This window comes from Agarivorans gilvus (genome assembly GCF_001420915.1).
Lineage (GTDB): Bacteria > Pseudomonadota > Gammaproteobacteria > Enterobacterales > Celerinatantimonadaceae > Agarivorans > Agarivorans gilvus.
The window spans coordinates 2604126-2628225 of the sequence record NZ_CP013021.1; the positions used below are offsets into that span (position 1 = coordinate 2604126).

25 protein-coding genes are annotated in these 24100 nt (G+C 48.4%); 16 read left to right on the forward strand and 9 right to left on the reverse strand.

Annotated features, from left to right (window positions below):
• Positions 1-8: 8 nt before the first annotated feature.
• Genes AR383_RS12195 through ectA form a run of 3 tightly spaced genes read right to left on the reverse strand, consistent with a single transcriptional unit; the run spans position 9 to position 2088 of the window.
• A complete protein-coding gene (locus tag AR383_RS12195) occupies positions 9-245 on the reverse strand; it encodes a hypothetical protein (protein ID WP_055733383.1) in 237 nt (78 codons plus the stop codon).
• 17 nt (positions 246-262) lie between these two features.
• Positions 263-1558, reverse strand: a complete 1296-nt coding sequence (ectB, locus tag AR383_RS12200; RefSeq protein ID WP_055733384.1) for a diaminobutyrate--2-oxoglutarate transaminase — start codon at positions 1556-1558, stop codon at positions 263-265.
• Positions 1559-1566: 8 nt separating this feature from the next.
• Positions 1567-2088 (reverse strand): diaminobutyrate acetyltransferase, encoded by a 522-nt coding sequence (ectA, locus tag AR383_RS12205; protein WP_055733385.1) that lies wholly within the window; start codon positions 2086-2088, stop codon positions 1567-1569.
• A 486-nt stretch (positions 2089-2574) separates the two neighbouring features.
• Here ectA and AR383_RS12210 point away from each other — a divergent pair, with 486 nt between their 5' ends.
• Entirely contained in the window at positions 2575-3069 is a 495-nt protein-coding gene (locus AR383_RS12210; RefSeq protein ID WP_055733386.1) for a MarR family winged helix-turn-helix transcriptional regulator, read from the forward strand.
• Between the two features lie 54 nt (positions 3070-3123).
• Here the strand turns inward: AR383_RS12210 and araC are convergent, their stop codons facing one another.
• The 5 genes from araC to AR383_RS22120 form a co-directional block, all read right to left on the reverse strand.
• Positions 3124-4014 (reverse strand): arabinose operon transcriptional regulator AraC, encoded by an 891-nt coding sequence (araC, locus tag AR383_RS12215; protein ID WP_198150147.1) that lies wholly within the window; start codon positions 4012-4014, stop codon positions 3124-3126.
• 77 nt (positions 4015-4091) lie between these two features.
• The gene (gene araA / locus AR383_RS12220) at positions 4092-5591 is read right to left on the reverse strand and encodes an L-arabinose isomerase (protein WP_055733387.1); all 1500 of its coding nucleotides are present in this window, start codon (positions 5589-5591) and stop codon (positions 4092-4094) included.
• Between the two features lie 20 nt (positions 5592-5611).
• Positions 5612-6331 (reverse strand): L-ribulose-5-phosphate 4-epimerase, encoded by a 720-nt coding sequence (locus AR383_RS12225; protein WP_055733388.1) that lies wholly within the window; start codon positions 6329-6331, stop codon positions 5612-5614.
• Positions 6331-7167 carry an FGGY-family carbohydrate kinase gene (locus AR383_RS22115; RefSeq protein WP_232304739.1) on the reverse strand — a complete coding sequence of 279 codons (837 nt, stop codon included), beginning with the start codon at positions 7165-7167 and terminating at the stop codon, positions 6331-6333. The genes AR383_RS12225 and AR383_RS22115 overlap by 1 nt, the downstream gene beginning before the upstream one ends.
• Before the next feature lie 41 nt (positions 7168-7208).
• On the reverse strand, positions 7209-8000 hold the full coding sequence (locus AR383_RS22120; RefSeq protein ID WP_232304740.1) for an FGGY family carbohydrate kinase: 792 nt from the start codon (positions 7998-8000) through the stop codon (positions 7209-7211).
• Positions 8001-8401: 401 nt separating this feature from the next.
• Here AR383_RS22120 and chvE point away from each other — a divergent pair, with 401 nt between their 5' ends.
• The 7 genes from chvE to AR383_RS12265 all read left to right on the forward strand — a co-directional run bounded on the left by chvE (position 8402) and on the right by AR383_RS12265 (position 16279).
• Positions 8402-9460 (forward strand): multiple monosaccharide ABC transporter substrate-binding protein, encoded by a 1059-nt coding sequence (gene chvE / locus AR383_RS12235; protein WP_055733389.1) that lies wholly within the window; start codon positions 8402-8404, stop codon positions 9458-9460.
• A 68-nt stretch (positions 9461-9528) separates the two neighbouring features.
• Positions 9529-11061, forward strand: coding sequence for a multiple monosaccharide ABC transporter ATP-binding protein (gene mmsA, locus AR383_RS12240; RefSeq protein WP_055733390.1), 1533 nt, complete (start codon positions 9529-9531; stop codon positions 11059-11061).
• Position 11062: 1 nt separating this feature from the next.
• Complete coding sequence (gene mmsB / locus AR383_RS12245) at positions 11063-12268, forward strand: multiple monosaccharide ABC transporter permease (protein WP_055733391.1); 1206 nt, start codon at positions 11063-11065, stop codon at positions 12266-12268.
• Positions 12269-12495: 227 nt separating this feature from the next.
• The gene (locus AR383_RS12250) at positions 12496-13455 is read left to right on the forward strand and encodes an HlyD family secretion protein (RefSeq protein ID WP_055733392.1); all 960 of its coding nucleotides are present in this window, start codon (positions 12496-12498) and stop codon (positions 13453-13455) included.
• Positions 13448-14374 carry an ABC transporter ATP-binding protein gene (locus AR383_RS12255; RefSeq protein WP_055733393.1) on the forward strand — a complete coding sequence of 309 codons (927 nt, stop codon included), beginning with the start codon at positions 13448-13450 and terminating at the stop codon, positions 14372-14374. The genes AR383_RS12250 and AR383_RS12255 overlap by 8 nt, the downstream gene beginning before the upstream one ends.
• A complete protein-coding gene (locus AR383_RS12260; protein ID WP_055733394.1) occupies positions 14371-15471 on the forward strand; it encodes an ABC transporter permease in 1101 nt (366 codons plus the stop codon). The genes AR383_RS12255 and AR383_RS12260 overlap by 4 nt, the downstream gene beginning before the upstream one ends.
• Positions 15472-15628: 157 nt before the next feature.
• Positions 15629-16279 carry a class I SAM-dependent methyltransferase gene (locus AR383_RS12265; protein WP_055733395.1) on the forward strand — a complete coding sequence of 217 codons (651 nt, stop codon included), beginning with the start codon at positions 15629-15631 and terminating at the stop codon, positions 16277-16279.
• 84 nt (positions 16280-16363) lie between these two features.
• Here the strand turns inward: AR383_RS12265 and AR383_RS12270 are convergent, their stop codons facing one another.
• Complete coding sequence (locus tag AR383_RS12270) at positions 16364-16843, reverse strand: GNAT family N-acetyltransferase (protein ID WP_373869487.1); 480 nt, start codon at positions 16841-16843, stop codon at positions 16364-16366.
• 330 nt (positions 16844-17173) lie between these two features.
• Here AR383_RS12270 and AR383_RS21575 point away from each other — a divergent pair, with 330 nt between their 5' ends.
• The 8 genes from AR383_RS21575 (at position 17174) to AR383_RS12305 (ending at position 24091) form a co-directional block, all read left to right on the forward strand.
• Complete coding sequence (locus AR383_RS21575; protein ID WP_157051729.1) at positions 17174-17317, forward strand: hypothetical protein; 144 nt, start codon at positions 17174-17176, stop codon at positions 17315-17317.
• A 165-nt stretch (positions 17318-17482) separates the two neighbouring features.
• Positions 17483-18169 carry a GntR family transcriptional regulator gene (locus AR383_RS12275; RefSeq protein WP_055733397.1) on the forward strand — a complete coding sequence of 229 codons (687 nt, stop codon included), beginning with the start codon at positions 17483-17485 and terminating at the stop codon, positions 18167-18169.
• Positions 18170-18290: 121 nt separating this feature from the next.
• Positions 18291-19034 carry a maleate cis-trans isomerase family protein gene (locus AR383_RS12280; protein WP_055733398.1) on the forward strand — a complete coding sequence of 248 codons (744 nt, stop codon included), beginning with the start codon at positions 18291-18293 and terminating at the stop codon, positions 19032-19034.
• Positions 19031-20491, forward strand: coding sequence for a dihydropyrimidinase (gene hydA / locus AR383_RS12285; RefSeq protein ID WP_055733399.1), 1461 nt, complete (start codon positions 19031-19033; stop codon positions 20489-20491). Before AR383_RS12280 ends, hydA begins: the two co-directional genes overlap by 4 nt.
• On the forward strand, positions 20484-21275 hold the full coding sequence (locus AR383_RS12290) for a fumarylacetoacetate hydrolase family protein (protein WP_055733400.1): 792 nt from the start codon (positions 20484-20486) through the stop codon (positions 21273-21275). Before hydA ends, AR383_RS12290 begins: the two co-directional genes overlap by 8 nt.
• Before the next feature lie 27 nt (positions 21276-21302).
• Positions 21303-22301, forward strand: a complete 999-nt coding sequence (locus AR383_RS12295; protein WP_055733401.1) for a TRAP transporter substrate-binding protein — start codon at positions 21303-21305, stop codon at positions 22299-22301.
• Positions 22294-22884: a TRAP transporter small permease gene (locus tag AR383_RS12300; protein WP_055733402.1), complete on the forward strand. Its 591-nt coding sequence runs from the start codon at positions 22294-22296 to the stop codon at positions 22882-22884. The genes AR383_RS12295 and AR383_RS12300 overlap by 8 nt, the downstream gene beginning before the upstream one ends.
• Positions 22811-24091: a TRAP transporter large permease gene (locus AR383_RS12305; protein ID WP_055733403.1), complete on the forward strand. Its 1281-nt coding sequence runs from the start codon at positions 22811-22813 to the stop codon at positions 24089-24091. Before AR383_RS12300 ends, AR383_RS12305 begins: the two co-directional genes overlap by 74 nt.
• Positions 24092-24100 lie beyond the last annotated feature (9 nt).

The following is a 24100-nucleotide window of genomic DNA, read 5'->3' on the forward strand; positions in this document are numbered from 1 at the left end:
ATCTGCCTTTAACTTAGTTTTTTTAATTCAATTAACATGGCTTTTTTGCCCGTGAGAGTGGCGATTTCGCCACCCGCTATCAGCCTCTCGTCACCGCGCACAATGGCCTGGCGCTGAGCGCAGGACATAATCCGCAAATACCCTTCCCCTTGAACGCAGCGAAGTAGGTAACGAGCGGCGGCGTTTTCAATTGGCAATAACAGCCGCTCACCCGGCCAAACGCGTAATTGTTGGCTAGTGCTCATGGTGTAATAAAATGAAACTACGCCACCTCAAAATAAACTTTCTCTTCAGGAATGCTGTCGGTCTTGGCGCATACTTCACGGATCGCCTCTTCAACAATATCGATGCCTTTTTCTAGGTTGGCTTCACTGATCACCAGTGGACAAAGGAACTTAACGATTTGGTCGTCAGCACCACTGGTTTCAATAATCAGCCCTTTTTGGAAAGCCGCACGGGTAATTTTTCCGGCCAGTTCACCGTTCACACAGTTAATACCTTGGAACATGCCACGTCCCTTGGTGGTGAAGTTGCCATCACCATATTGCTGGACAATATTTTCCAAACGCTGCGAGATATAACGGCCTTTGCGCTTCACTTCTTCAGAGAAGGCATTGTCAGACCAATAGTGATCAAGTGCCGCTTTAGCCGTAACAAAGGCTAAGTTATTACCGCGGAAGGTGCCGTTGTGCTCACCGGGCTTCCATTGGTCTAATTCTGGCTTCATTAGCACTACCGCAAATGGCAGGCCGTAACCGCCTAAAGATTTAGACAGGGTGATAATATCGGGTTCGATGCCTGCTTCTTCAAAGCTGAAGTAATCGCCAGTACGGCCACAACCAGCCTGAATATCATCAACAATCAGCAATATTTTGTGTTTACGACACACGGTTTGCAGGTTACGCAGCCACTCGATACTCGCCGCGTTAATACCACCTTCACCTTGCACCGTTTCTACAATCACCGCCGCAGGAGAGTTAATACCACTGCTGGAGTCAGCCAATACTTTATCTAAGTATTCGGTGGTATCGATGTTGTCACCCAAGTAACCGTCATAAGGCATGCGATGGGTGCCATTTAAGCTCACACCCGAGGCATCACGGTGATGAGAGTTACCAGTGGCCGCCAAGGCACCTAAGCTCACCCCGTGGAAACCATTGGTAAAGGTAACAATGTTTTGTTGGCCGGTTACGTTACGGGCAATTTTCATGGCAGCTTCTACGGCGTTAGTCCCAGTGGGGCCCGTAAATTGCACCATGTATTCCATATTACGCGGACGCAGAATTTTATCGTTAAAGGTTTGTAGAAACTCACCTTTGGCACGAGTGTGCATATCTAAGCCATGGGTGATGCCATCTTGTTCGATGTAATCTAGCAAGGCTTGCTTAAATAAAGGGTTGTTGTGGCCGTAGTTCAGCGTGCCCGCTCCAGCTAGAAAATCTAAATACTGATTACCATCTTCGTCCCACATCCACTCACCTTTAGCGCGGTTAAAGATGCGCGGGAATGAACGAGCATAGCTTTGAACTTCAGATTCAATTTGATTAAAAATTTTCATGGTAATAGTTACTCTTGATTAACAATTAAAGAAGGTTGAAAAGGTCCGATCCGCAGTAGCTGTTCAGAATCATGTTGACCTGCAAAGTGGCGCTGCTTATCCATCCACTCACCTGAATTCAATTCTGCGTTCAGATGTTTGCTGGCTAAGGCTCTAAATAATGACCACGAAGCTTGGTTGTCTGCGGTAATAGTGGTTTCCAAATACTCCACCGCTGCACATGCAGGGCGAGCGAGGATCTGTTGCAACATCTGCGAAGCGAGGCCAATCCCTCTCGCTTGCTCTGCAACTGCCACTTGCCAAATAAACAGGGTATTTGGCCGTTCCGGAATTAAATATCCTGAAACAAATCCAACCAAGGAGCCGTCATATTCCGCTTTCACCGAGGTGGCAGAAAAATGACTGCACTGCAGTAAGTTACAGTAACTAGAATTGACATCTAGCGGTGGGCAACTTTCCACCAAACGAAATACAGCCATACCGTCTTCCAGCCTAGGCGCCTTAAAAACGATACTTCCTATATCAAGCAAAAATCCTCCCCAGTTAGAGATATTAATTTGAACCCTAAATAGTAAAGCATTAGTAAAAATGGATTTTTGTCATATAAAACAATAAAAAATAGTAATAAAACCTACTCAAACTCAACAAAAAACCATATAACTATTTAGAGTGCGAAACATAGTACACTAAATAAAATTTGATCTCCACCCCAAAATTGATGACACTGTAAATAGTGAACGCTGGGTTATTTTGATGAATGACTGTGTTAAGTCGCGGCAAACGCCGTCACTAAGACGATTAATCTTGCCGAAGGCGAGAGCAAGCAGTTGACAGCAAGGCTAGCAAATTAGCAGCTTAAGGCGCGTTATTTGGCCGTTTAACCCTGAAGCATTCAAAGCGTCGCTAATGATATAGAACACAGCTTTACTGGCTTTTAGTGAAAGCCAATAAATCATTTAGGGTTCTAAATAAATGGCGATATACTATCTTTTTAATTCGACAAACAGAGAAACACTTTGAACAGAATAGAAGAAGTCTTGGTTGCATTGCGTCGGGTGATCCGCGGAACCGACTTGTATTCCAAGCACTTAGCAAAAACAACAGGTTTAACCGCCCCACAAATGTTGCTACTGCAAACTATTCGCAACATGGGTAAGGTCACCATTGGTGAGTTAGCCAATGAAATGAGCCTAAGCCAAGCCACCGTCACCAGTATTTTGGATCGTTTAGAAAAGCGCCAACTGGTTTATCGCGAACGCTCTCAACAAGATAAACGCAAGGTGCATGCCCACCTTACCGAGCAAGCTGCTGAAGTATTAAAAGAGGCACCCATTCCGCTGCAGGAACAGTTCACTAAGCAATTTGATGAGCTGCAAGAATGGGAGCAAATGATGATTATTTCATCCTTGCAGCGAGTGGCAAAAATGATGGACGCCCATAATATCGATGCCGCACCGGTTTTGGATTTAGGGGTGCTGGACAGACAGAGCACCAACATCGACAAGGTCTAGCAACACGTAAATGTAGCTGAGCCAAATGCAGCTCAGCTTGCAGCACCAGCGCCCTTAATAAATCAAACTAAACTGCTTGCGATAGCCTTTAGGACTAATTCCATTTAGCTTCTTAAACACTCGCGAGAAATACAGCGGATCATTGTATCCCACCTGCAAGCTAATCCGGTTAATACTGACATTGTTGGTGATCAGCAATTGCTTAGCTCGGCTAATTCTTTGGTCATCGCGCCATTGAGTGATGGTCATGCCCACTTCTTCGCGGAACAAATGGCCTAAGCGAGAGCTAGACAAACAGACTGATTCGGCGATTTCCTGATACTGAAAATCGCGGGTGAGATTAACCGTCATAAAGTTAATGGCCGCCTCAATTCGCGGATCTAAGGCTTTGTTACGCACATCCGGCTGCATTTGCTTACAACGTAATAGCAGTTGCTCTAGCAAGTTAAGCGACAACTCCACATCGAAGGGATCACTGGTTTTGGCGTACAATTCAATATCGGTAAACAGCTGCTCTATTTGTAACTGTTTTTCCCGCTGCTCTGGCGGCGGCGAAAAATACACTTCATTTTTTAGCTGCGCCCAATGTAGCCAATCTTGCCAAAATGCGCGCGGGCGAAAATAGACCCAGCGATGCTTCCAAGTATCAGCATCTTCATGGCGATGGTAGTAATGGGGCACCCCCGGTGGAAACAATAGTAAGTCACCCGGATTAACATCAAAACGCTTATCATCCTTAAAGATACTGCCGCGCCCTTCACTGGTATAGTTAATGATAAAGCCTTTCATCCCCTGCGGACGATCGATGCAAAAGTCGAATTCTCCCCCTTTTTCTATCGGCGTTAAGCCCGCTACCAAATGCGCATCAAAGTTGTAACCGGGTTTTAAGGGATCATTCTGCATATGCTTCAAGTAAGTGTTATTAGCAATACGTTTTGAAATCATAGCATTAGATTCTTGGTTTAAAGTATTGACGAAGTCGCAGTTATGACATCCCAGCCATCACTGCGACTAATAGGCGATTAGCTTAGGGCATTTAAACGGTAATGCAGGTTGTTATGCCGAAGTTCCATTTCCAACTGACGAAGGTCAGTGTCTTTATCGATAATAATCAACTCGATATCGTGGATCTTGGCATAGTCGATGACCGTTTCCATGCTAAGCGCCTGAGTGTAAACCGAGTGGTGAGCAGCTCCGGCATAAATCCAAGCCGCAGCTGCTACCGCCAAATTAGGCTGTGGTTGCCATAAGGCATGCGCCACTGGCAAATTAGGCATAGATTCTGGTAAATCAACAGTATCTACCGCATTGGCCACCAGGCGGAAGCGGTCACCTAAATCAATCAATGAAAGATTAATGGCAGGGCCAGCCTTGGCCGAAAACTTAAGCCGTGGCACATCGCACTTACAACCAATGGTGTGGCGAGCAATAATCAACTCGGGTTTGTTTTCACTAATACTTGGACACACCTCTAACATGTGGGCACCCAGTACTTGGTCAACCGCGCCAAAATCGTAGGTGTAGTCTTCCATGAAGGAGCTGCCTCCCGCTTGCCCTTCAGACATGGCCTTAACAATGCGTAATAGGGCAGCCGTTTTCCAGTCACCTTCACCGCCGTAACCATAACCCTTGGCCATTAATCGTTGAGTCGCCAAACCGGGTAGATTGCTTAAACCATGTAAGTCTTCAAAACAGTTGGTAAAGGCCTTGCAGTCATGCTCCGTTAAGAAGCGTTCCATACCTATTTCTAAGCGCGCTTCGTTTATCAGTAATTGGTAGCTTTGTGGATCTTTTAACAGCGCGTCGTCAACTTTATACAGTGAGCAATATTCGTCGATTAACGCTGCGCACTCGGCTTCGCTGACTTTTTCAACGTAGGCAGCTAAATCACCCATGCTATAAGCGTTCACCTCGTAACCAAACTTAATCTGGGCCGATACTTTGTTACCTTCGGTCACCGCAACCTGACGCATGTTGTCACCAAACCGGGCCACTTTAAGGCTAGCAGACTCGTAAACACCGCGGGCAGCGCGCGCCCATTGGTCTACATCTTGTTGCACTCGGGGCTCTTGCCAATGTCCAGCCACTACCTTGCGTTGCACGTTCATCCGCGTGGCGATAAAACCAAACTCGCGACAACCGTGGGCACTTTGGTTGGTATTCATGAAGTTCATGTCAATGCTCGACCAAGGCAAGCCGGCATTAAATTGAGTATGTAAATGCAACATTGGTTTGCTAAGTTGGTTTAAACCGGCAATCCACATTTTGGCGGGAGAGAAGGTGTGCATCCACACCACCACGCCGGCACAGCTGGTGTCGTTGTTAGCGCGGCGCATGACTTCGGCGATTTCATCCGAGCTGGTCACCACACCTTGGTTATTAATCGTCAAGCAAATGCTTTCGCTATCGTTTAAGCCTTGTACTAGTTGCTCGCTGTCGCTAGCCACTTCTTTTAATACCTTGGGCCCGTATAGGTGTTGAGAGCCCGTTACAAACCATAAAGAGGGTGTTGAATTTGTCATGAATCTATCCTTTGTTAAGGCTAATCTTCTTGGCCGTAATAGGCATCTTTGCCGTGTTTACGGAGATAATGTTTGTCCAATAAAGCTTGATTTAAGCTAGTGACCTGAGGATTTAGCTGCTTAGTGTGCAGCGCCATTTTGGCCACTTCTTCCAGCACTACCGCATTGTGTACCGCGTTATCTGGGCTGGTTCCCCAAGTGAAGGGGCCATGTTCTTTGACCACGATACCTGGCATAGAAAGCGGCTCGGTTGAGCCCAGCGTTTCTTCAATCACCAAGCCGGTATTGAGCTCATAGTTAGTCGCCACTTCGGCTTCGGTTAAAGCACGGGTACAGGGTATGTCGCCATAGAAGTAATCGGCATGGGTGGTGCCTAGGGCCGGAATACTTAAACCCGCCTGGGCCCAAGCACAAGCAAAGGGCGAATGAGTGTGTACAACCCCGCCAATGTCTTCGTAAGAGCGGTACAACACCAAATGTGTAGAGGTATCGGAAGAAGGCTTGAGATCGCCTTCAATCACCTTACCGGCCAAATTTAATATCACCATGTTAGCGGGGCTTAACTTGGCATATTCTACGCCGCTAGGCTTAATCGCCACCAAGCCCAATTCGCGGTCGATGCCCGAAACATTACCCCAGGTAAAGGTCACCAAATTATGGGTTTGTAAGGCCATGTTGGCTAAGTAGACTTGCTCTCGCAGTTCAATGATACGCTGCGCTGCTGCTGAATCGGCTAACATTACTCGTCTCCCTGTTTAGCGCATAAACCTTCCACGCAATCTCCCAATTGACGATAGGCTTGATGACGCTCACGATAAAAAGCAACCCGCTCTGGATTGGGCTGATAACTTAGGTGCACGGCACTGGCCATGGCTTGCTGTGCGCTAGCAGTATCGGGATAAACTTCGGCCGCTACGGCAGCAAAAATGGCTGCGCCTAGGGCACAACACTGCTCGCTATCCATCACTAGCAACTCACAATCCATCACATCCGCACAAGTTTGCATCACTAGCGGTGATTTCTTGGCAATACCGCCAATTGCAATCACCCGTTTCACTGGAACTTGTTGATTAACAAAACAATCCATAATCGCTTTAGCACCATGAGCGGTGGCTTCCACCAAGCTATGGAAAATCATCGGGGCAGTTGAGCCCAAGTTAAGGCCACTGATGTTGCCGGTAAGTCGTTGGTTGGCAAAAGGAGTACGTCGACCATTGTGCCAGTCCACCGCCACCGGCGAATTGGCGTGCTGCTGCTGGCAATGCTCGCTTAACATTGGAATGATTTGCTGATCAAGATCTTGCAGTGCGGCTTGCAGCTCAGGCTGTTGCTCAGCCAACTGTTGCAGTGGCCATAACAGGACTCGCTTGTACCAAGCATATAAGTCACCAAAGGCCGATTGACCGGCTTCTAGGGCCACCAACTCGGGCATGGCACTACCGAGTACCTGACCACAAATACCTTCGATGGTGCGCTCGCCAAGTTCATCTGGGTCCACCATTAAAATGTCACAGGTAGAAGTACCCATTACTTTAACTAAGTCGTGAGCGCCAGCACCGGCCCCCACTGCCCCCATGTGACAATCAAAGGCCCCTACGGCTACCGCAATATCGGCATTTAAACCCAGTTTTTCAGCCCATTCGGGCTTAATCGCCCGGCTAGCTGATCGGCACTATAAACCTGTTGGAACATCCGCTCGCGGATGCCATCTAAAGTAGGAGATATCGCGCTAAGAAAGGCTTGATCGGGTAAGCCGTCCCAAGATTCATGCCACAAGGCTTTATGCCCCGCGCCACACACACCACGACGAAGTGTATCGGGAGCGGTAGTGCCAGACAGTAGCGCAGGGATCCAGTCAGCCAATTCAACCCAAGAATAAATCGACTCGGCCAGTTGTGGATCTTGTTCCGATACCCAAGCCGCCTTAGCCCAAAACCATTCACTAGAATAAATACCGCCTACATAACGGGTGTAATCCGGAAATTGTCCGCCGTGGGCCAACTGATTAATTAACTCAGCCTTGCTCACACTGGTATGGTCTTTCCACAAAATAAACATGGCATTGGGGTTGTCAGCGTGCTCATCTAACAAAGCCAGTACTTCACCGTCTTGGTTAATTGGCGCAGGGGTAGAACCCGTGGTATCAACGCCAATCCCCACAATGTTCTGGCGAATTTCTGGCGAGCAATCGGCTAAGGCCTGCTGCACTGCACTGGTCATGGCTTCGATGTAGTCGCGGGGATGGTGCCGAAACTGAGCGATATCAGCTTGTGAGTACAAGCCTTTATTCCACCTCGGATACAAGCTCACCCCACTGCATAGTTCATCGCCATTGCTGGCGTTCACCAACAGGGCTCGCACTGAATCTGAGCCGAAATCTAAGCCTATTACATACTGCTGCTTGTTCACGCTGCACACTCCTATAAAAACACAGTTATTGCATCTCATAGTGGTCGCTAGTGGGCAAACCCGCCATATACGATAACGCTAACATCATGGATATTTCCGTTGTGAGTATTTTTTTGAAACATCTGTCAAAAATCAGAAATAACCGAAGAAAAGCTTTTCAATAGGCTAAAAGTAGCCTAAACATGCTTAATATTGACTATTTTTAAAGATTCACATAATGGCAACATGTCAATAACAGCTAAATATATAGATAAAATCGCTGTCATGAAAAACTTGTTGTCCGGCTAGCGAATAAGTTTAAAAAGATGGTCAATACTAAGCCCAGTTAAACGAGAGCAACGCAACATCGCTCAACCATTAACTAACCATTAATAGCTGAATCATTTACACGGAGTGAAAAAATGAAGCTTTATAAAACGTTAATTAGTGCGGCAATGGTGTCGTTATTGGCATTAGCTCCAAGCCTTGCCAGCGCCAAACAAACAGTCGGCATTGCAATGCCTACTAAGTCATCAGCCCGCTGGATCGGCGATGGCGCTAACATGAAAGACCTTTTTGAGAAAAACGGATATAAAGTCGTTCTACAGTACGCTGGTGATGATATTCCAAACCAACTAGCACAAATTGAAAACATGGTTGTGCGTGGCGTAGATGCATTAGTTATTGCCTCTATCGACGGCACCACTCTATCTAAAGTGTTAGAGCAAGCCGCTGAAAGCGACATTCCTGTGGTTGCCTATGACCGTTTGATTAAAGGCTCTCCTCACGTTGACTACTACGCCACCTTCGATAACTTCCAAGTGGGTGTATTACAAGCTCAAACCATTGAAAAAGCGCTTGATTTAGCTAACGGAGCGGGTCCTTTCAACATCGAACTATTTGGTGGTTCACCAGACGATAACAACGCTTACTTCTTCTACAACGGTGCAATGTCGGTACTACAACCATACATCGACAGCGGTAAGTTAGTGATTCGTAGTGGTCAAACCGGCATGGAAAAAGTGTCTACACTTCGCTGGGATGGCGCAACCGCCCAAGCACGTATGGATAACCTACTCAGTGCCTTCTACACCGATGACCGCGTTGACGCTGTATTGTCACCTTACGATGGCATCAGTATTGGTATTTTATCTTCACTAAAAGGGGTGGGTTACGGTAGTGCCGATATGCCTATGCCCTTCGTATCAGGACAAGATGCTGAACTGCAATCGATTAAATCAATCATTGCCGGCGAGCAAGGTTCAACCATCTTTAAAGATACTCGTGAGTTAGCCAAAGTAACGGTAAGCATGGTAGAAGCCTTGATGAATGGTACTGAGCCACAAATCAACGATACCAGCACCTACGACAACGGCTACAAGGTAGTACCTTCTTACCTGCTAAAACCTGTACCGGTAGACAAATCTAACTGGGAAGAAGTGTTAATTGGCAGCGGTTACTACAGCAAAGACCAGTTCTAATTCGAAATAGGTTTGCCTTTGCCTAAAGGCAAACCTTGCACTTTCGACTTTGTTTTCCTGAGGGAACTATGAATACCATTTTAGAAATGCGTAACATCACCAAAACTTTCCCCGGTGTTAAGGCGCTAGACAATGTGAGCCTAAGTTTAGAGCAAGCAGAGATCCATGCGCTTGTAGGCGAAAACGGTGCTGGAAAATCAACCTTAATGAAGGTGCTTAGCGGCGTCTATCCTCATCATAGCTTTGAAGGTGAGATTATTTATCGCGGCGAAGTGCAAAAATTTAACAACATTTCTGACAGCGAAGAAAAAGGCATCATCATTATTCACCAAGAGCTGGCCTTAGTGCCTATGCTATCGATTGCCGAAAACGTATTTTTAGGCAACGAAATTGATGAAAATGGGGTAATTAACTGGCCTGAAACTTTTCTAAAAACCAAAGAAGTATTAACCAAGGTTGGTTTGGGTAAAGAAAACCCACAAACCAAAATTCAAAACCTGGGGGTAGGTAAACAGCAATTGGTAGAAATTGCCAAAGCACTCTCTAAAGACGTAGATGTATTGATTTTAGATGAGCCTACCGCCAGCCTTAATGAAACCGACAGCGATGCCTTGCTCGAATTATTACTCGAGTTTAAGCGCCAAGGGATCTCGTCCATCATCATTTCTCATAAACTCAACGAGATCGCCAAAGTCGCTGACAAAATCACCGTGATTCGTGACGGTGGCTCAGTTAGCACTATGGACTGTCGGCTAGAAAAAATCAGTGAAGATCGCATCATTCAAGACATGGTGGGTCGAGAGCTTAAAGACCGTTACCCACCACGCAAGGCGCAAATTGGTGACGAGATCCTCAGTGTCAGTAACTGGGAAGTTTACCATCCCGAACAAGCCGACCGACGGATTATTCACAACATCAACTTAGCGGTTAAACGTGGCCAAGTAGTGGGTATTGCTGGCTTAATGGGCGCAGGGCGAACCGAGCTAGCACGCAGTATTTTCGGCCACTCCTACGGCCAAAAAATTTCTGGTGAGCTCAAACTACACGGCAAAACAGTTGAATTAAATAGCATCGAAAAAGCCATTAATGCCGGTCTCGCGTACGTGACCGAAGACCGTAAAGACTATGGCTTGGTTTTAATCGACAGCATTATGCATAACATTCCCCTCGCCAATCTGCCTGCCATTTCGAAGAATTTGGTGGTGAATAATGCGAAAGAAAGTTTGCTCAGTGAAGACTTCCGTAAAAAGATGAACATTCGTTGTTCATCGATCAGCCAACATACCGAAAACCTCTCGGGTGGTAACCAACAAAAAGTGGTGTTAGCTAAGTGGCTATTTGCCGACCCCGAGGTATTGATTCTGGACGAGCCCACTCGCGGCATTGATGTAGGGGCCAAGTATGAAATCTATACCCTGATCAACAAGCTAGCCGAGCAAGGCAAAGGCATTATTGTCATTTCCTCCGAAATGCCCGAGCTACTTGGTATGTGTGACGAGATTTACGTTATGAATGAAGGGGAGCTAGTGGGATCACTCAGCCAACAAGAAGCTTCTCAAGAAAAAATTATGCAGTTAATCATTCAATCTGGGAGAGAATGAGATGAACACGAAAGTCGCAGATAGCGCTAAAGTACCCACTGAATCAGTGAGTCTCTTTGGATCATTTGCTCGCCACCTACGCGAATATGGAATTTTACTCGCCCTGATTTTTATTATGGGTTTTTTCCAAATCATTACCGATGGCACCTTGCTTAAACCGGTTAACTTAACCAACCTATTTTTGCAAAACTCTTACATCATCATCATGGCACTTGGCATGTTGTTGGTGATTGTGGCCGGCCATATTGACCTCTCGGTGGGTTCGGTGTGTGGCTTTATTGGCGCGCTCGCCGCGGTACTAATGGTTAATTTTGAATTTAACTGGTTCTTAACCGTTATCATCTGTTTAGTGGCAGGCTTCATTATTGGGGCCATGCAAGGCTACTGGATTGCCTATCACAAGATACCGGCGTTCATTGTAACCTTGGCGGGCATGTTAGTCTTTAAAGGCTTAACCATCGCCCTACTACAAGGCCAATCGGTGGGTCCTTTCCCTACCCAGTTCCAAGCACTAAGCTCAGGTTTTATTGGTGATATCTTCGATATGCACAAATTCAACCTCACCTCCTTCATCATCGGTTTGGTAGGGGTAGCAGCGTTTATTGGCTTTAACCTAAGCAGCCGTTTAAAACAGCAAAAATTAATGCCTGCAGAAGAACCTATGAACGTGTTCGTACTACGTCTTGGGTTCATCTCTTTCGCGCTATTGTACTTGGTGTACTTACTCTCCACTTACAAAGGTATTCCTAATATTTTGATGGTAATGGCGGTACTGATTTCACTGTATGTATTCATTACTAACAATACCACTATTGGTCGTCGTATCTACGCGATTGGCGGTAACGAAAAAGCCGCCCAAATGTCAGGGATTAATACCAAAAAGATTACCTTCTTAACCTTTGCCAACATGGGCATGCTAGCCGCTTTAGCCGGTCTGGTATTTGCTGCTCGCTTAAATACCGCTACTCCTAAAGCCGGTTTGGCTTTCGAGTTAGACGTAATTGCTGCGGTATTCATCGGTGGTGCTTCGGTACAAGGCGGTGTAGGTAAGATCCTCGGTGCGGTAATTGGTGCCTTCATCATGGGTGTGATGAACAACGGTATGTCAATTATGGGCGTGGGTATTGACTGGCAACAAGTGATTAAAGGCTTGGTATTGCTAGCTGCGGTTATCTTCGACGTCTACAGCAAAAAACGTGCAAGCTAGTTTGTAAAAACAGTCCATTCCATTCCTACTGTTTTTATTAGAGATTAAGCCCTGCTTAATCTCTTTTTTTATTTATAAATCAACTATCTAACCTTCAAAAAAGCCCAATTTAACAACAACAACCTAATGAGTCACAAAACTGCCTTAGGCTTCATACTATACTCAGCCTTAAGGAAGAGGCTAAAGCTTGGCCTCATTGCCCACCTTGAGTAAGGAAACCCATCACCATGCTGCAACGTTGGCTCAGTCTATTCGTCCTGATTTTGCTTAGCGCTTGCTCACCAGAACCGCCAAAGCAAGCCTTAGGTACCCTAGAACGTGATCGCATTACCTATACCGCCACCGCCAATGAAATTATTCGCGCCTTGCCGATTAAAGAAGGCCAGCCGGTCAGTCAGGGCCAAGTACTGGTTCAGCTAGATACGAAAAACCAGCGCTCGGTATTAGCTCACGCCAGCGCCGAACAAGCCAAAGCCGAGGCTTACTTGCTTAAGCTCAGCAACGGCGAGCGTCCGGAAGATATTGCCGCCGCATCCGCCCGAGTGGCACAGGCTCAAGCGCAGCTGGTAGAAGCCAATAAGCGTTACCAGCGTAACGCAGAACTGGTAAAACGCGAGCTAATTAGCCAAGCCGAGCTAGACTCAGCCCTAGCTCAACGCGACTCGGCTCGCGCCGGGCTTAACTCCGCCCAGGAGCAATTTAATAAACTCACCGCCGGCTCACGCCCCGAAGACATCGAACAAGCCAAGGCGGCACTAATGGCGGCGCAAGCCGATGTGGCACTGCAACAGCAAAAACTAGCAGAGCTTACCGTCACCGCCACCCGCGACGGGATCCTCGATAGTCTGCCCTATAACCTTGGCGAACGCGCCCCCAGTAATGCCATTATTGCGGTAATTCAGGCTAATCGCGTGCCCTATGCGCGGGTCTATGTTCCGGCCAATTACCGAGTAGATTTTGTGCCGGGGGCTCAATTTAAGGTGCATGTAGACGGGCTTAGCCAAAGCTTTCAAGGCACGGTGCGGTGGGTCGCCAGCGAACCCTCGTTTACCCCCTATTACGCGCTCACCGATAAAGAACGGGCGCGCTTAATGTATTTGGCCGAAGTCGATCTACCCGACAGCGCCGCAACGCTACCTTCCGGTATTCCCGCTCAGGTCGACTTACAGGTAAGCAACGATGACTGAGTACGCGATTCGAGCCAATTCGGTGGTGAAACGTTTTGGCCAGTTTACCGCTATCAATAATATTAATTTAAACGTAGCCAAGGGCAGCATTTATGGTTTTTTGGGGCCCAATGGTTGCGGTAAGTCCACCACGATTCGAGTATTAACCGGCTTACTCAACCCCAGCCAAGGTCAGGTGGAAGTACTGGGACTGGAGATTCCCAAACAATCCGAAAAACTGCGCCTAAAAATCGGCTATATGACCCAAAAGTTTTCTCTCTACGACGATTTAACAGTACTAGAAAACCTCGAATTTATTGGCCAAATCTTTGCCATAAACGGCCGCGAATTAAAGGCGCGCATTGCCGCCCAGCTGTCTACTTATGGGCTAAATCAACTGGCGAAGCAACGCGTAGCAGGTATGAGTGGCGGACAAAAACAGCGGCTCTCGCTGGCCGCCGCCACCATGCACCAACCTGAATTATTATTTCTCGATGAACCCACCTCGGCGGTGGATCCGCAAAACCGCCGTGACTTTTGGGAGCAGTTGTTTGACCTAAGCGCCCAAGGCACCACCATCTTAGTTACCACCCACTACATGGACGAAGCGGAACGCTGCCACCGTTTAGCGATTATGGAAGCCGGGGAAATTCGCGCCGATGGTGAACCAGAGCGGCTAATGGCAGAGATGGGCGTGAATGTGGTAGAAGCCAAAGCGGCCAACTTGCGGCAACTTAAAAACCAGCTGTTACAGTGCCAGGAAGTTCGCTCGGCGGCACAAATAGGAGCGCGGCTGCGGATCTTGATTTACCAGCAAGTCGCGCAGCCATTGGAGTGGCTAAAACAGCGCTTCCCCGAGCTCGCCCAAGCAGAGTTAAACCTAGCCCGCCCTAGCTTAGAAGATGTATTTGTCAGCGTGACCGGAGCCGGCCGCCAATGATCAACAGCCTTGCCCGAATCAAAGCGGTCATCATTAAAGAGTTACGCCAACTAAGCCGTGACCGCATCACCTTTGGCATGGTGGTGATGATTCCGCTAATTCAGCTACTGCTATTTGGTTTTGCCATTAATACCGATATTCGTAATATTCCCATTGCCGTGGTTGACCAAAGCGGCAGTGCGCTGGGGCGGGTGATTACCGAATCGGTGAAAGTCACGCAAGTGGTTAAGGTGACTCAACAATTAACTAATATTGCTCAAGCAGAACAGGCCATTCAGGACGGACAAGTGCGTGCCGCCTTAATTTTACCGCACGACCTTAGCCAGCGTATGGTTCAGGGACGAATATTAGGGCAATGGCTGGTTGATGGCTCCGATACCATGATTAGCTCGGCCATTTTAGCCCTACAAAATATGCCACTGAGCGATTTTGACTTCGAGCTACGCCCCGCGCCCAACAAAACCTTTGAAGTGGCGCTGTATTACAACCCGACTCGTCGCTCAGCCGTTAACATTGTGCCCGGCCTATTGGGGGTTATCTTAACCATGACCATGATCCTATTTACCAGCGCAGCCATCGTTCGCGAGCGCGAGCGTGGCAATTTAGAACTGCTGATTACCACCCCCATCCATTCACTGGAGTTGATGATAGCCAAAATTATTCCCTACATCTTTGTAGGGTTAATCCAAGTAGCGATAATTTTAAGCCTTGGTCATTGGGTCTTTGGCGTGCCAATTAATGGTGAACTGAGCCAGATCCTGTTAGGTACCCTGTTGTTCATCGCCGCCAGCCTCAGCTTAGGTTTGGTTATCTCCACCGTGGCTAATACTCAGCTACAAGCCATGCAGATGACGGTATTTATCTTATTACCGTCGATTCTATTGTCGGGCTTTATGTTTCCCTATGAGGGCATGCCGATAGAAGCGCAGTGGATCGCCGAGGCGCTACCCGCAACCCACTTCATGCGCATTATTCGTGGCGTAGTACTACGTGGTGCCAACTTAATTGAGCTGTGGCGCGATAGCCTGTGGTTACTTGGCTTCACCGCTTTGGGCTTGCTGTTTGCCTCGTTACGTTTTAAAAAATCACTGGATTAACACATCGGCTCAAGGCCAAACTCCACACTGGGTTATGACTGAGCAATTTTTGAGCACTTGCTTTATTCAGTTAATACTGTAAGCTGCCCGCACCTCCGTTTTGTCACTTCGCTCCCTTGGTCGCTGGCTCAGCGCTATTTATTAATGCGGCCCAACCATGACAAAGCTTCGTTTACGTTATCAAACCCTAGAGTTTGGTGATACCGACATCCATTTATGCACTCTGCGTAATACTCAAGAATTTCACGACCCCCAAGGTCGCGCCGAACAGCTCGGCATTTCTTCGGCAAGTTGGCCCATATTTGGGGTAGTTTGGCCTTCTAGTCTGGTGTTAGCTCATTACATCAACGACTACGATACCGAAGCCAAACGGATCCTAGAAATCGGCTGCGGCATGGCACTATCCAGCCTGCTACTGAACAAACAAGAAGCCGATATTACCGCCACCGACTACCACCCAGAAGTGCAACACTTTCTCAAAAGAAACGCCGCCATCAACCAAGATCAAGCCATCGCCTACCAACAAGTAGACTGGGCCGATAGCAACGACAGCTTAGGTTTGTATGATCTGATTATTGGCAGCGATTTATTATATGAAGACGAGCACATCGAGTTATTAGCCAACTTCATTCAACGCCACGCCAAGCCACACTGCGAAGTGATCATTGTGGACCCAGGCCGTGGTCGAAAAAACAAACTCGGCAAAGCCATGACAGCCGCAGGTTTTGCGATTAGCCAACACAAACCCGAACATACCGATTACCTAGACAAAGAGTTTAAAGGCTACATCCTTAGCTTTCGTCGTTAAGTGCAGCCCAACCTCAAAACGCGCGGTTGATAACACCATATGCAACGCTGATATTGCGAAACTAGATAGACCGCAGCCGGGTTATTATTTGGCGAAGTGCTCTAAGGCTTGGCCAGTTAAACGATAAAGAATCCACTCATCCTGTGGCTCGGCGCCAATCGACTGGTAGAAATCAATCGCGGGCTGATTCCAATCCAATACACACCATTCAAAACGGCCACAGTTTTCCGCCACCGCCTGCTGCGCTAAGTATTTTAATATCGCTTTGCCCGCACCAATTTTACGGTAGGGCGGCGCCACATAGAGATCTTCCAAGTAGAGACCATTTTTAGCTAACCAAGTGGAATAATTGTAAAAATACACCCCATAACCCACCGCCTCACCGTCTAGCTCGCAAATAATCGCATGGGCAGTCGCTCCTTCAGCAAACAAGCTTTGAGTAATCGACGCCACATCGGCTTTGACTTCGTGCTCGAGTTTTTCGTACTGGGCTAAGTCCTTAATAAACTGCAAAATGGTTTCTGCATCCTCGGGAATTGCCGGTCTAATATTGAGTTTATTCACTGCTACCATTACCTATTAATGACTCGCTATGCTGTTAATTTGCTTGGTTTTATAAGCGCCTAAATGAATCAAACTATCCATACTTAAGGCTTTGTAAAGGCAAAACATAACACAATTATTAGCCAATCCAAGCATGCATTTGGCCACTCACCAGCATTAAAAAACCATCAGCCCATGCTTTCGTTTATCGGGCGCTCAGCGCCAAGCAATAATATTTGCCAAGGTTCGACAAACCATCAACAATATAAAAAACAAATTGCATGCAATTATGCATTCTTTGTGTCTTAAAAAGGCATACAATAGCTAAGGTAACGTGACTTAATATGCAAGTTGAATAGCGATATTAGCTCTGGGCATAATACTAATCAGCGTGAATACTGGCCACTTCATCCGCTTTATGGGCCGTTTATTGCTACGCAGTGGCAAGATTTTACCAAGCAACTATGCCATCATTATCAACAGCAGGCTCAATAGTATAAGCAGGCCAACGATGAAGCTTTAACTTGGTGCAATGTTATAAACTTGGTCACCAATTGTGTGCAAAATTGCATTTTATTTGTGCCAAAATTACCAGCAGAATAGCCAAAGACTACCCTTAAAAAATATTTTTAAGGCACTGAGCTACAGATGAGAAAGATCATGGAACAACAAAAGTTAGCCAAACCCCAAGCGGCACAGATTGCAGAAACCATTACCAATGCCGTTATGGAACACCGCCTAGCGCCGGGCTCTAAGCTCTCGGAATCGCGCATGGCCGAGGCTTTCAAGGTATCCCGAACCAAAATCAATCAAGCCTTAGTGATGTTGGCAGAGAATGGCTTGGTGAAAAAACTGCCCAATCGCGGCTACTTCGTTAGCAGCCCAGGAGTAGCCGAGGCTAAAGAAATTTTTGCCATGCGCAACCTGCTGGAACCGGCGATCATTCGCGGGGTTATCACCCATGCTAATAAGGCCGATATCAAGCGCCTCAAGGCCCATCTCGTCGCCGAAAAACTCGCCCGAGAACAGTCGAATAGACGCGCCATTATTCGCCTATCTGGCGACTTTCATATGCTGCTGGCCAGCATGTGTGGCAACCGCTACATCGACAAGCAAATGGCCGAATTGTGCCCGCTCACCTGCCTAATCATCGCCCTTTACGATGTGCCTAATACGCCGGCCTGCCCAGAAGACGAGCACGACAACATTGTGGCGGCGATTGAAGCGGGCGACGAAGCCAAAGCCATAGCGTTGATGCAACACCACTTAGCGCATATCGAAAACGCCTTAAACCTAGACGGGGCCAGCGATATCGATGAAGTGGACTGGGAAGCCATCCTTCGCTAAGCCGATTAGTATCACGCCAACCCTTCATTTACCATTGGCATAGTTCCTGCTTCGATAATTGCATAAATAATTGCATGCAATTTTGAAAACATTAGTTTTCAGTGCTATCAGGAGTAAAGCCATGGCTGACCGCTTAGCAAGTGGACGTTGTTTGTTGGGGGTATTAACCCCCTCATCGAATACCGCTTTAGAACCACTCACAAGCCAACTGTTACAACAAGTAGACGGTGTATCGGCACACTTCTCTCGCTTTAGCGTCACCCGCATTAGCCTCGGCGAGGATGAACTAAAACAGTTCGACCTAGAGCCGATCCTGCAAGCGGCCAGTTTATTGGCCGACGCCAAAGTCGATATGATTGGCTGGTCGGGCACCGCCGCAGGTTGGATGGGCTTTCAGCAAGACCAAGAGCTCTGCCAACAAATTGAGCAGCGCACCGGCATTCCCGCCACCTCTTCAATCTTGGCCTTAAACCAAGTATTAGCGCGCATGGCGATAAAACGCATTGCCATCGTCTCGCCCTATACCAGCGACGTGCAGCAGAAAATTATTGAAAACTACCAAAGCATTGGCATTAGCACCGTGGCCGAACGCCATCTAGAGATCAGCGACAATTTCGCTTTTTCTGAAGTTAGCCCGGAGTGCTTAAAACAAGCGGTCAGCGAGGTGGCCGAGGCGGCTCCCGATGCTATTTTGCTGTATTGCACCAATCTTCGTTCAGCCGACCAAGTAGAGCAATGGGAAACCGAACTGAACATTCCGATTATCGATACCACCTCAACCGTGATTTGGAAAATGCTCGAAAGCCAAGGCTTTAACTGCAGCGAAGTGCGTGGCTGGGGCCGGTTTTTTCAGGAGGCCAAATGAGTCATCACTTTGATCTAGTTATTCGCAATGCCCATTGCGCCACCGGCGCCGATACCTTCATGGCCGACATTGGCGTGCGTGATGGCATCATCAGCGCGCTTGGCCAAGGTTTAGCCAGCGGCGCCCAAGAAATCGACGCCAAAGGCGCTTGGGTCACTCCCGGCGGAGTCGACGGGCATTGTCATCTGGCCGAACCGATTAAAGGTGATGTGGAAATGGCCGACGACTTTCTCTCTGGCCCGCGTTCGGCTGCTTGTGGTGGCACTACTACCATCATTCCTTTTGCGGTGCAGCAACGCGGCCAAAGTTTACGCGAAGCGGTGGAGCAATATCATCAACGCGCCGGTCAGCAATCCTGCGTTGATTACGCCTTTCACATGATCCTCACCGACGCCAACCAACAGGTATTAAACGAAGAGCTGCCCGCCTTGATTGAACAGGGTTATACCTCGTTTAAAATCTACATGACCTATGAAGACATGATGCTCTCAGATCGGGAAATCATTAATACTCTGGCGGTAGCGCGGGAACATGGGGCGCTAGTGATGGTGCATGCAGAGAACTTTGACTGCATTGCCTGGCTGACTGAGCGACTATTAGCCGCCGGCCATACTGCACCGAAGTATCACGCCCAATCTCGACCAATGTTAGTGGAGCGCGAAGCCACTCACCGCGCAATTAGTTTTGCGGAGTTGGTGGATGTACCGATTTTAATCGTGCACGTTTCCGGCAAAGAAGCGATAGAGCAAATCCAATGGGCGCAAAACAAAGGCTTAAAAATTTACGCCGAAACCTGCCCCCAGTATTTGTTCTTATCCACTGATGATTTAGGCGGTGAAGACGACTACGAAGCCACTAAGTGTATTTGTAGTCCACCACCGCGTGACCCTCAAAACCAAGCCTATGTATGGGATGGTTTGCAGGCCGATACCTTTTCGATTTTTTCCTCGGATCACGCGCCCTTTAGCTATGCCGACCCCAAAGGTAAACAAGCCTTTGGCGACAAACCCAGCTTCGACAAGGTGGCCAACGGCATTCCCGGTTTGGAAACCCGCTTACCGCTGCTGTTCTCTCATGGGGTAATGAGCGGCAAAATCAGCATCGAGCAATTTGTGCAAATCACCTCGACCAATGTGGCCAAAATGTATGGTTTGTACCCACGCAAGGGCTCACTGTCGATCGGTGCCGATGCCGACTTTATCATTTGGGACACCGAGACCCAGCGCACCATTCGCAACGCCAACTTACACCACGCGGTGGATTACACCCCTTACGAAGGCATAACGGTCAACGCTTGGCCCGCCATGACCTTCAGCCGTGGCACGCTGCTGTGGAACCAAGGCGAGTTTGTGGCACCTCAAGGCCACGGCCAGTTCTTAAAATGCGGCATGCCTCAGCCAGCTAAACCCAAGGTGCATTCACAACCCTTTAAACGCCAAGAGGCCCAGCATGGATAAACAGCAAAGCTTGGTAGCGCAGCTAGTGGCAGCACGCCAGCAGCGCAAGCCAATGACTTACCAACAAGCCTTAGATTTAACTCCAAGTACGGCGCAACAGGCCTATCAGGTACAGGGCGAAGTGGCTAAACAACTGGGCTGGTTTCAGCAAGGCGGCCCAACACTGTGGAAGTTGGGTGGAGAACTAGGTCATTCCAGTGCCGCCGCGCTAGACGACTCGCTATTAAGTCATCATCAAGACAGCTGCGAGCTAGTGATTCCAGCCGCTGAGGCCTGCAGTTTTAGCGCCCTAGAGTTAGAGCTAGCGTTACGCTTAAAACAACCGCTGGCTTATGGCTGCAACTTAAGTGAGGCCAAAGCGGCGATTGGCGAGGTGTATTTGGCACTAGAAGTCTGTGACTTACGCGCCGACAACTGGCAGCAACTACCAAGTTTGTATCGCTTAGCCGACCACCAAATGAACCGCCGCATTATTTTATTAGGCTCGCCGTTAAGCGGCTGGGATGAGCAATTTAGCCAAATTGCCCCAGTGATTAAACTGGGTGAGCAAACGCTTAGCGAAGGAAAGTTAACTCACCCGCAAGGTCACCCGTTAGCGGCCTTACCGTGGTTGGCCAACCTTAGTCAGGCGCTGTATCAGCAGCCACTCGCCGCCGGTAGCATCATCGCCACCGGCACTTGGGCTGGCCTACAAACTCTCACGCCAGCAACGCCGTTTTTTGCATCCCTAGAGGGTTTTGCCCCAGTGCGAGTACGGCTTGAAACAAACTCCACATTGTCATAAACAGCATCAAGATCAGGAGATTATTTAATGGAACTAAAACAGAAATTCACCAAAGGTCTAAGCACCGCGCTGTTATTTGCTGGACTAGGTTTAGCCACTGCGGCGCAAGCCCAAACCCTACGTTTTGGCAGTAACTTCGCGCTCGACCACTCCAGTACTAAAGCCATGGAAGTGTTTAAATCAGAGTTAGCCAAAACCGATGTCGATCTGGATGTAAATCTGTTCCCCGCTCTACAACTCGGTGGCGCCCAAGAGAACGTCGACCAAGTACGCTCTGGCGCGATTGCCGGTACGTGGATTGGCATCTCTTATTTGTCGCGCATCGTACCCGAGTTAGAAGCGGTGAGTATTCCTTTCGCCTTTGCCGAGCGCCAGCAAGCCTTCGACCTTATCGACGGCGCAGTGGGTGAAAAATTTAACGCCCTGCTCGCCGAAAAAGGCTTTGTCGCCCTAGGTTATATGGAGCTGGGTTTTCGTAACGTCACCAACAGTAAGCGCCCGCTAAACAGCGCCAGCGACTTCGAAGGTTTGAAAATTCGTTTACAACCTAACGAAACTCACTTGGCTACCTTCCGTGCACTAAAAGCCAACCCGATTTCCATGGATGTGAAAGAAATCTACTCGGCAATGCAGCAAGGGGTTATCGATGGTCAGGAAAACCCCTACAGCATTATTAGCACTAACCGCTTCAATGAAGTGCAAACTTACCTGTCAGACAGCCAGCACTTCTACGACTACATCGTAGTAGTGGTTAACAAAGACAGCTTTGAGCGCCTCTCCGCCAGCGAACAAGCCGCGGTAAAGGCTTCGATGACTACCGCGATTAACTGGCAACGTGAGCAAGCCGCCGCCGATGACCAAGCCGCCAAACAGGCACTGATTGACGCCGGCATGGTATTCACGCCGCTAACTGCCGAGACTCGCGCCGAGCTACGCCAACGCAGCAGTGGCATTGTGGACATGCTAAAACAAAAAATTGGTGCCGAGATTGTCGAGCAAGTGACTACGGAGTTAGCCATTGACTAAGTATGCTGAGCCCACTTCAGCCCTTACGCGCTTTAGTCAGCTACTTACTTGGCTAGATAAAGCCTCCTTCGCTGCGATTGTCGCAGCGATGGCTTTGATGGCGCTGTTGGTATCGGTGCAGGTGATACTGCGCTACTTATTCTCGGCGTCCATCGACTCGGCAGCCGAGATTTCGCGTTTATTGTTTGTATGGGCGATTTTTTTAGCGCTACCGCAGGGCATAGCGCGCGGTATTCATGTGGGCATAGATGCGCTAACTAGCCGCATGCCTAAGTCTGTTTATCACTGGATATGGCGCTTTACTACCGCGCTCAGCCTTGTGTTAATGCTGATCCTCGCTTGGCTGGCCTTAGACGCCATTGCCGATAAGTGGCAGCAAATGATGCCCACCATCAACATCACCGCCTCGGTTTATTACTTTCCGGTACTCATTTGTGGCCTGCACGGCACCTTACATTTATTGCTGTTGTTATGCCAAGACCGTCCCCCGCGGTGCAGGAGATCATTGAATGAGCGTTGCTATTATAATTGTGTTCGTCATCTTAGCGCTGATTGGCATGCCCTTGGCTTTTGCCCTAGGTAGCGCCTCGCTAGTGGGTTTATTTATTGGTGATATGAGTTTATCGGTGCTGCCGCAGCGGATGATGCACGCCATCGATAACTTCCCGCTAATGGCGATTCCCTTGTTTATGCTAGCTGGCGAGCTAATGGTCGCCGCCGGCATTTTGCAACGTTTGGTAGACTTTTCTAACTCGCTGATTGGCCGAGTGCATGGCGGCTTAGCCCATGTGGCGATTATTGCCGGCATGGTGTTAGCGGCGGTGAGTGGTGCCGCCGTAGCCAGCGCCAGTGCCCTCGGCAGCGCCTTAATTCCGTCGATGCGTAAGCAATATGACTCGGGTTATAGCAGCGCGGTGATCGCCTCGGCGGCCAACCTTGGGGCGATTATTCCCCCTTCTAACGCGATGATCGTGTACGCGCTAATGGCGGGTTCTACGGTCTCGGTGGGTGGCCTGTTTATGGCCGGAGTGATCCCAGGCATTATTCTTACCGTGGGTTTTGGCGCACTGGCTAGCCTGATTGCTTGGCGTCGTCAGTATCCGCTGAATGAAGCCAAAATTAGCCTGAAAGTGATAGCCAGCAAAACCGTACAGGCTCTGCCGATTTTGCTGATGCCCATTGTGGTAGTGGGCGGCATTGTTGCCGGCGCCTTTACCCCAACCGAAGGGGCGGCCATTGCGGTGGTTTATGCGCTAGTCATGGGTTTTGGGGTAACCAAAGAACTGAAGCTTTCAGACTTACCCACGGCGATGTTTCACGCTGCGGTGACCGCCGCCATGGTGGGTGCATTAATTGCCTTTGCTGCCACTATTACCTTTGCCTTTACCATCGATTTAGTGCCAATGCGCTTGGCTGCGTGGATCCAAAGCCTTACCGATAACCCGCACATCTTCCTCATGTTAGTGATGCTGTTATTGCTAGCGGTGGGCATGTTTATTGAGTCCAACGCCGCCTATATCATGTTGGTTCCCTTACTGGCACCGGTAGCGCAGCACTTTGGTATCGACCCGCTGCTATTTGGCTTTTTGTTTGTATTTAATTTGGTGATCGGCATGATGACTCCACCAGTTGGGGTGCTGCTGTTTGTGATGTGTGGTGTGTCTAAGATTGGCCTCAATCAACTGATCCGCAGCGCTTGGCCATTCATTCTATTGCAATATGTAGTGTTGGTGATGTGTATTTTGTTCCCCGACATTGTAACTTGGCTACCCCGCCAACTGGGCTATTAAGCGAGCCAA

What these genes read in the sequence shown, in the direction of transcription:
- AR383_RS12195 (WP_055733383.1), bottom strand. Translation starts at nt 245, where the DNA reads ATGAGCACTAGCCAACAATTACGCGTTTGGCCGGGTGAGCGGCTGTTA.
- ectB (WP_055733384.1), bottom strand. Translation starts at nt 1,558, where the DNA reads ATGAAAATTTTTAATCAAATTGAATCTGAAGTTCAAAGCTATGCTCGT.
- araC (WP_198150147.1), bottom strand. Translation starts at nt 4,014, where the DNA reads ATGATTTCAAAACGTATTGCTAATAACACTTACTTGAAGCATATGCAG.
- araA (WP_055733387.1), bottom strand. Translation starts at nt 5,591, where the DNA reads ATGACAAATTCAACACCCTCTTTATGGTTTGTAACGGGCTCTCAACAC.
- AR383_RS12225 (WP_055733388.1), bottom strand. Translation starts at nt 6,331, where the DNA reads ATGTTAGCCGATTCAGCAGCAGCGCAGCGTATCATTGAACTGCGAGAG.
- AR383_RS22115 (WP_232304739.1), bottom strand. Translation starts at nt 7,167, where the DNA reads ATGGGGGCAGTGGGGGCCGGTGCTGGCGCTCACGACTTAGTTAAAGTA.
- chvE (WP_055733389.1), top strand. Translation starts at nt 8,402, where the DNA reads ATGAAGCTTTATAAAACGTTAATTAGTGCGGCAATGGTGTCGTTATTG.
- mmsA (WP_055733390.1), top strand. Translation starts at nt 9,529, where the DNA reads ATGAATACCATTTTAGAAATGCGTAACATCACCAAAACTTTCCCCGGT.
- mmsB (WP_055733391.1), top strand. Translation starts at nt 11,063, where the DNA reads ATGAACACGAAAGTCGCAGATAGCGCTAAAGTACCCACTGAATCAGTG.
- AR383_RS12250 (WP_055733392.1), top strand. Translation starts at nt 12,496, where the DNA reads ATGCTGCAACGTTGGCTCAGTCTATTCGTCCTGATTTTGCTTAGCGCT.
- AR383_RS12255 (WP_055733393.1), top strand. Translation starts at nt 13,448, where the DNA reads ATGACTGAGTACGCGATTCGAGCCAATTCGGTGGTGAAACGTTTTGGC.
- AR383_RS12260 (WP_055733394.1), top strand. Translation starts at nt 14,371, where the DNA reads ATGATCAACAGCCTTGCCCGAATCAAAGCGGTCATCATTAAAGAGTTA.
- AR383_RS12265 (WP_055733395.1), top strand. Translation starts at nt 15,629, where the DNA reads ATGACAAAGCTTCGTTTACGTTATCAAACCCTAGAGTTTGGTGATACC.
- AR383_RS12275 (WP_055733397.1), top strand. Translation starts at nt 17,483, where the DNA reads ATGGAACAACAAAAGTTAGCCAAACCCCAAGCGGCACAGATTGCAGAA.
- AR383_RS12280 (WP_055733398.1), top strand. Translation starts at nt 18,291, where the DNA reads ATGGCTGACCGCTTAGCAAGTGGACGTTGTTTGTTGGGGGTATTAACC.
- hydA (WP_055733399.1), top strand. Translation starts at nt 19,031, where the DNA reads ATGAGTCATCACTTTGATCTAGTTATTCGCAATGCCCATTGCGCCACC.
- AR383_RS12290 (WP_055733400.1), top strand. Translation starts at nt 20,484, where the DNA reads ATGGATAAACAGCAAAGCTTGGTAGCGCAGCTAGTGGCAGCACGCCAG.
- AR383_RS12295 (WP_055733401.1), top strand. Translation starts at nt 21,303, where the DNA reads ATGGAACTAAAACAGAAATTCACCAAAGGTCTAAGCACCGCGCTGTTA.
- AR383_RS12305 (WP_055733403.1), top strand. Translation starts at nt 22,811, where the DNA reads ATGAGCGTTGCTATTATAATTGTGTTCGTCATCTTAGCGCTGATTGGC.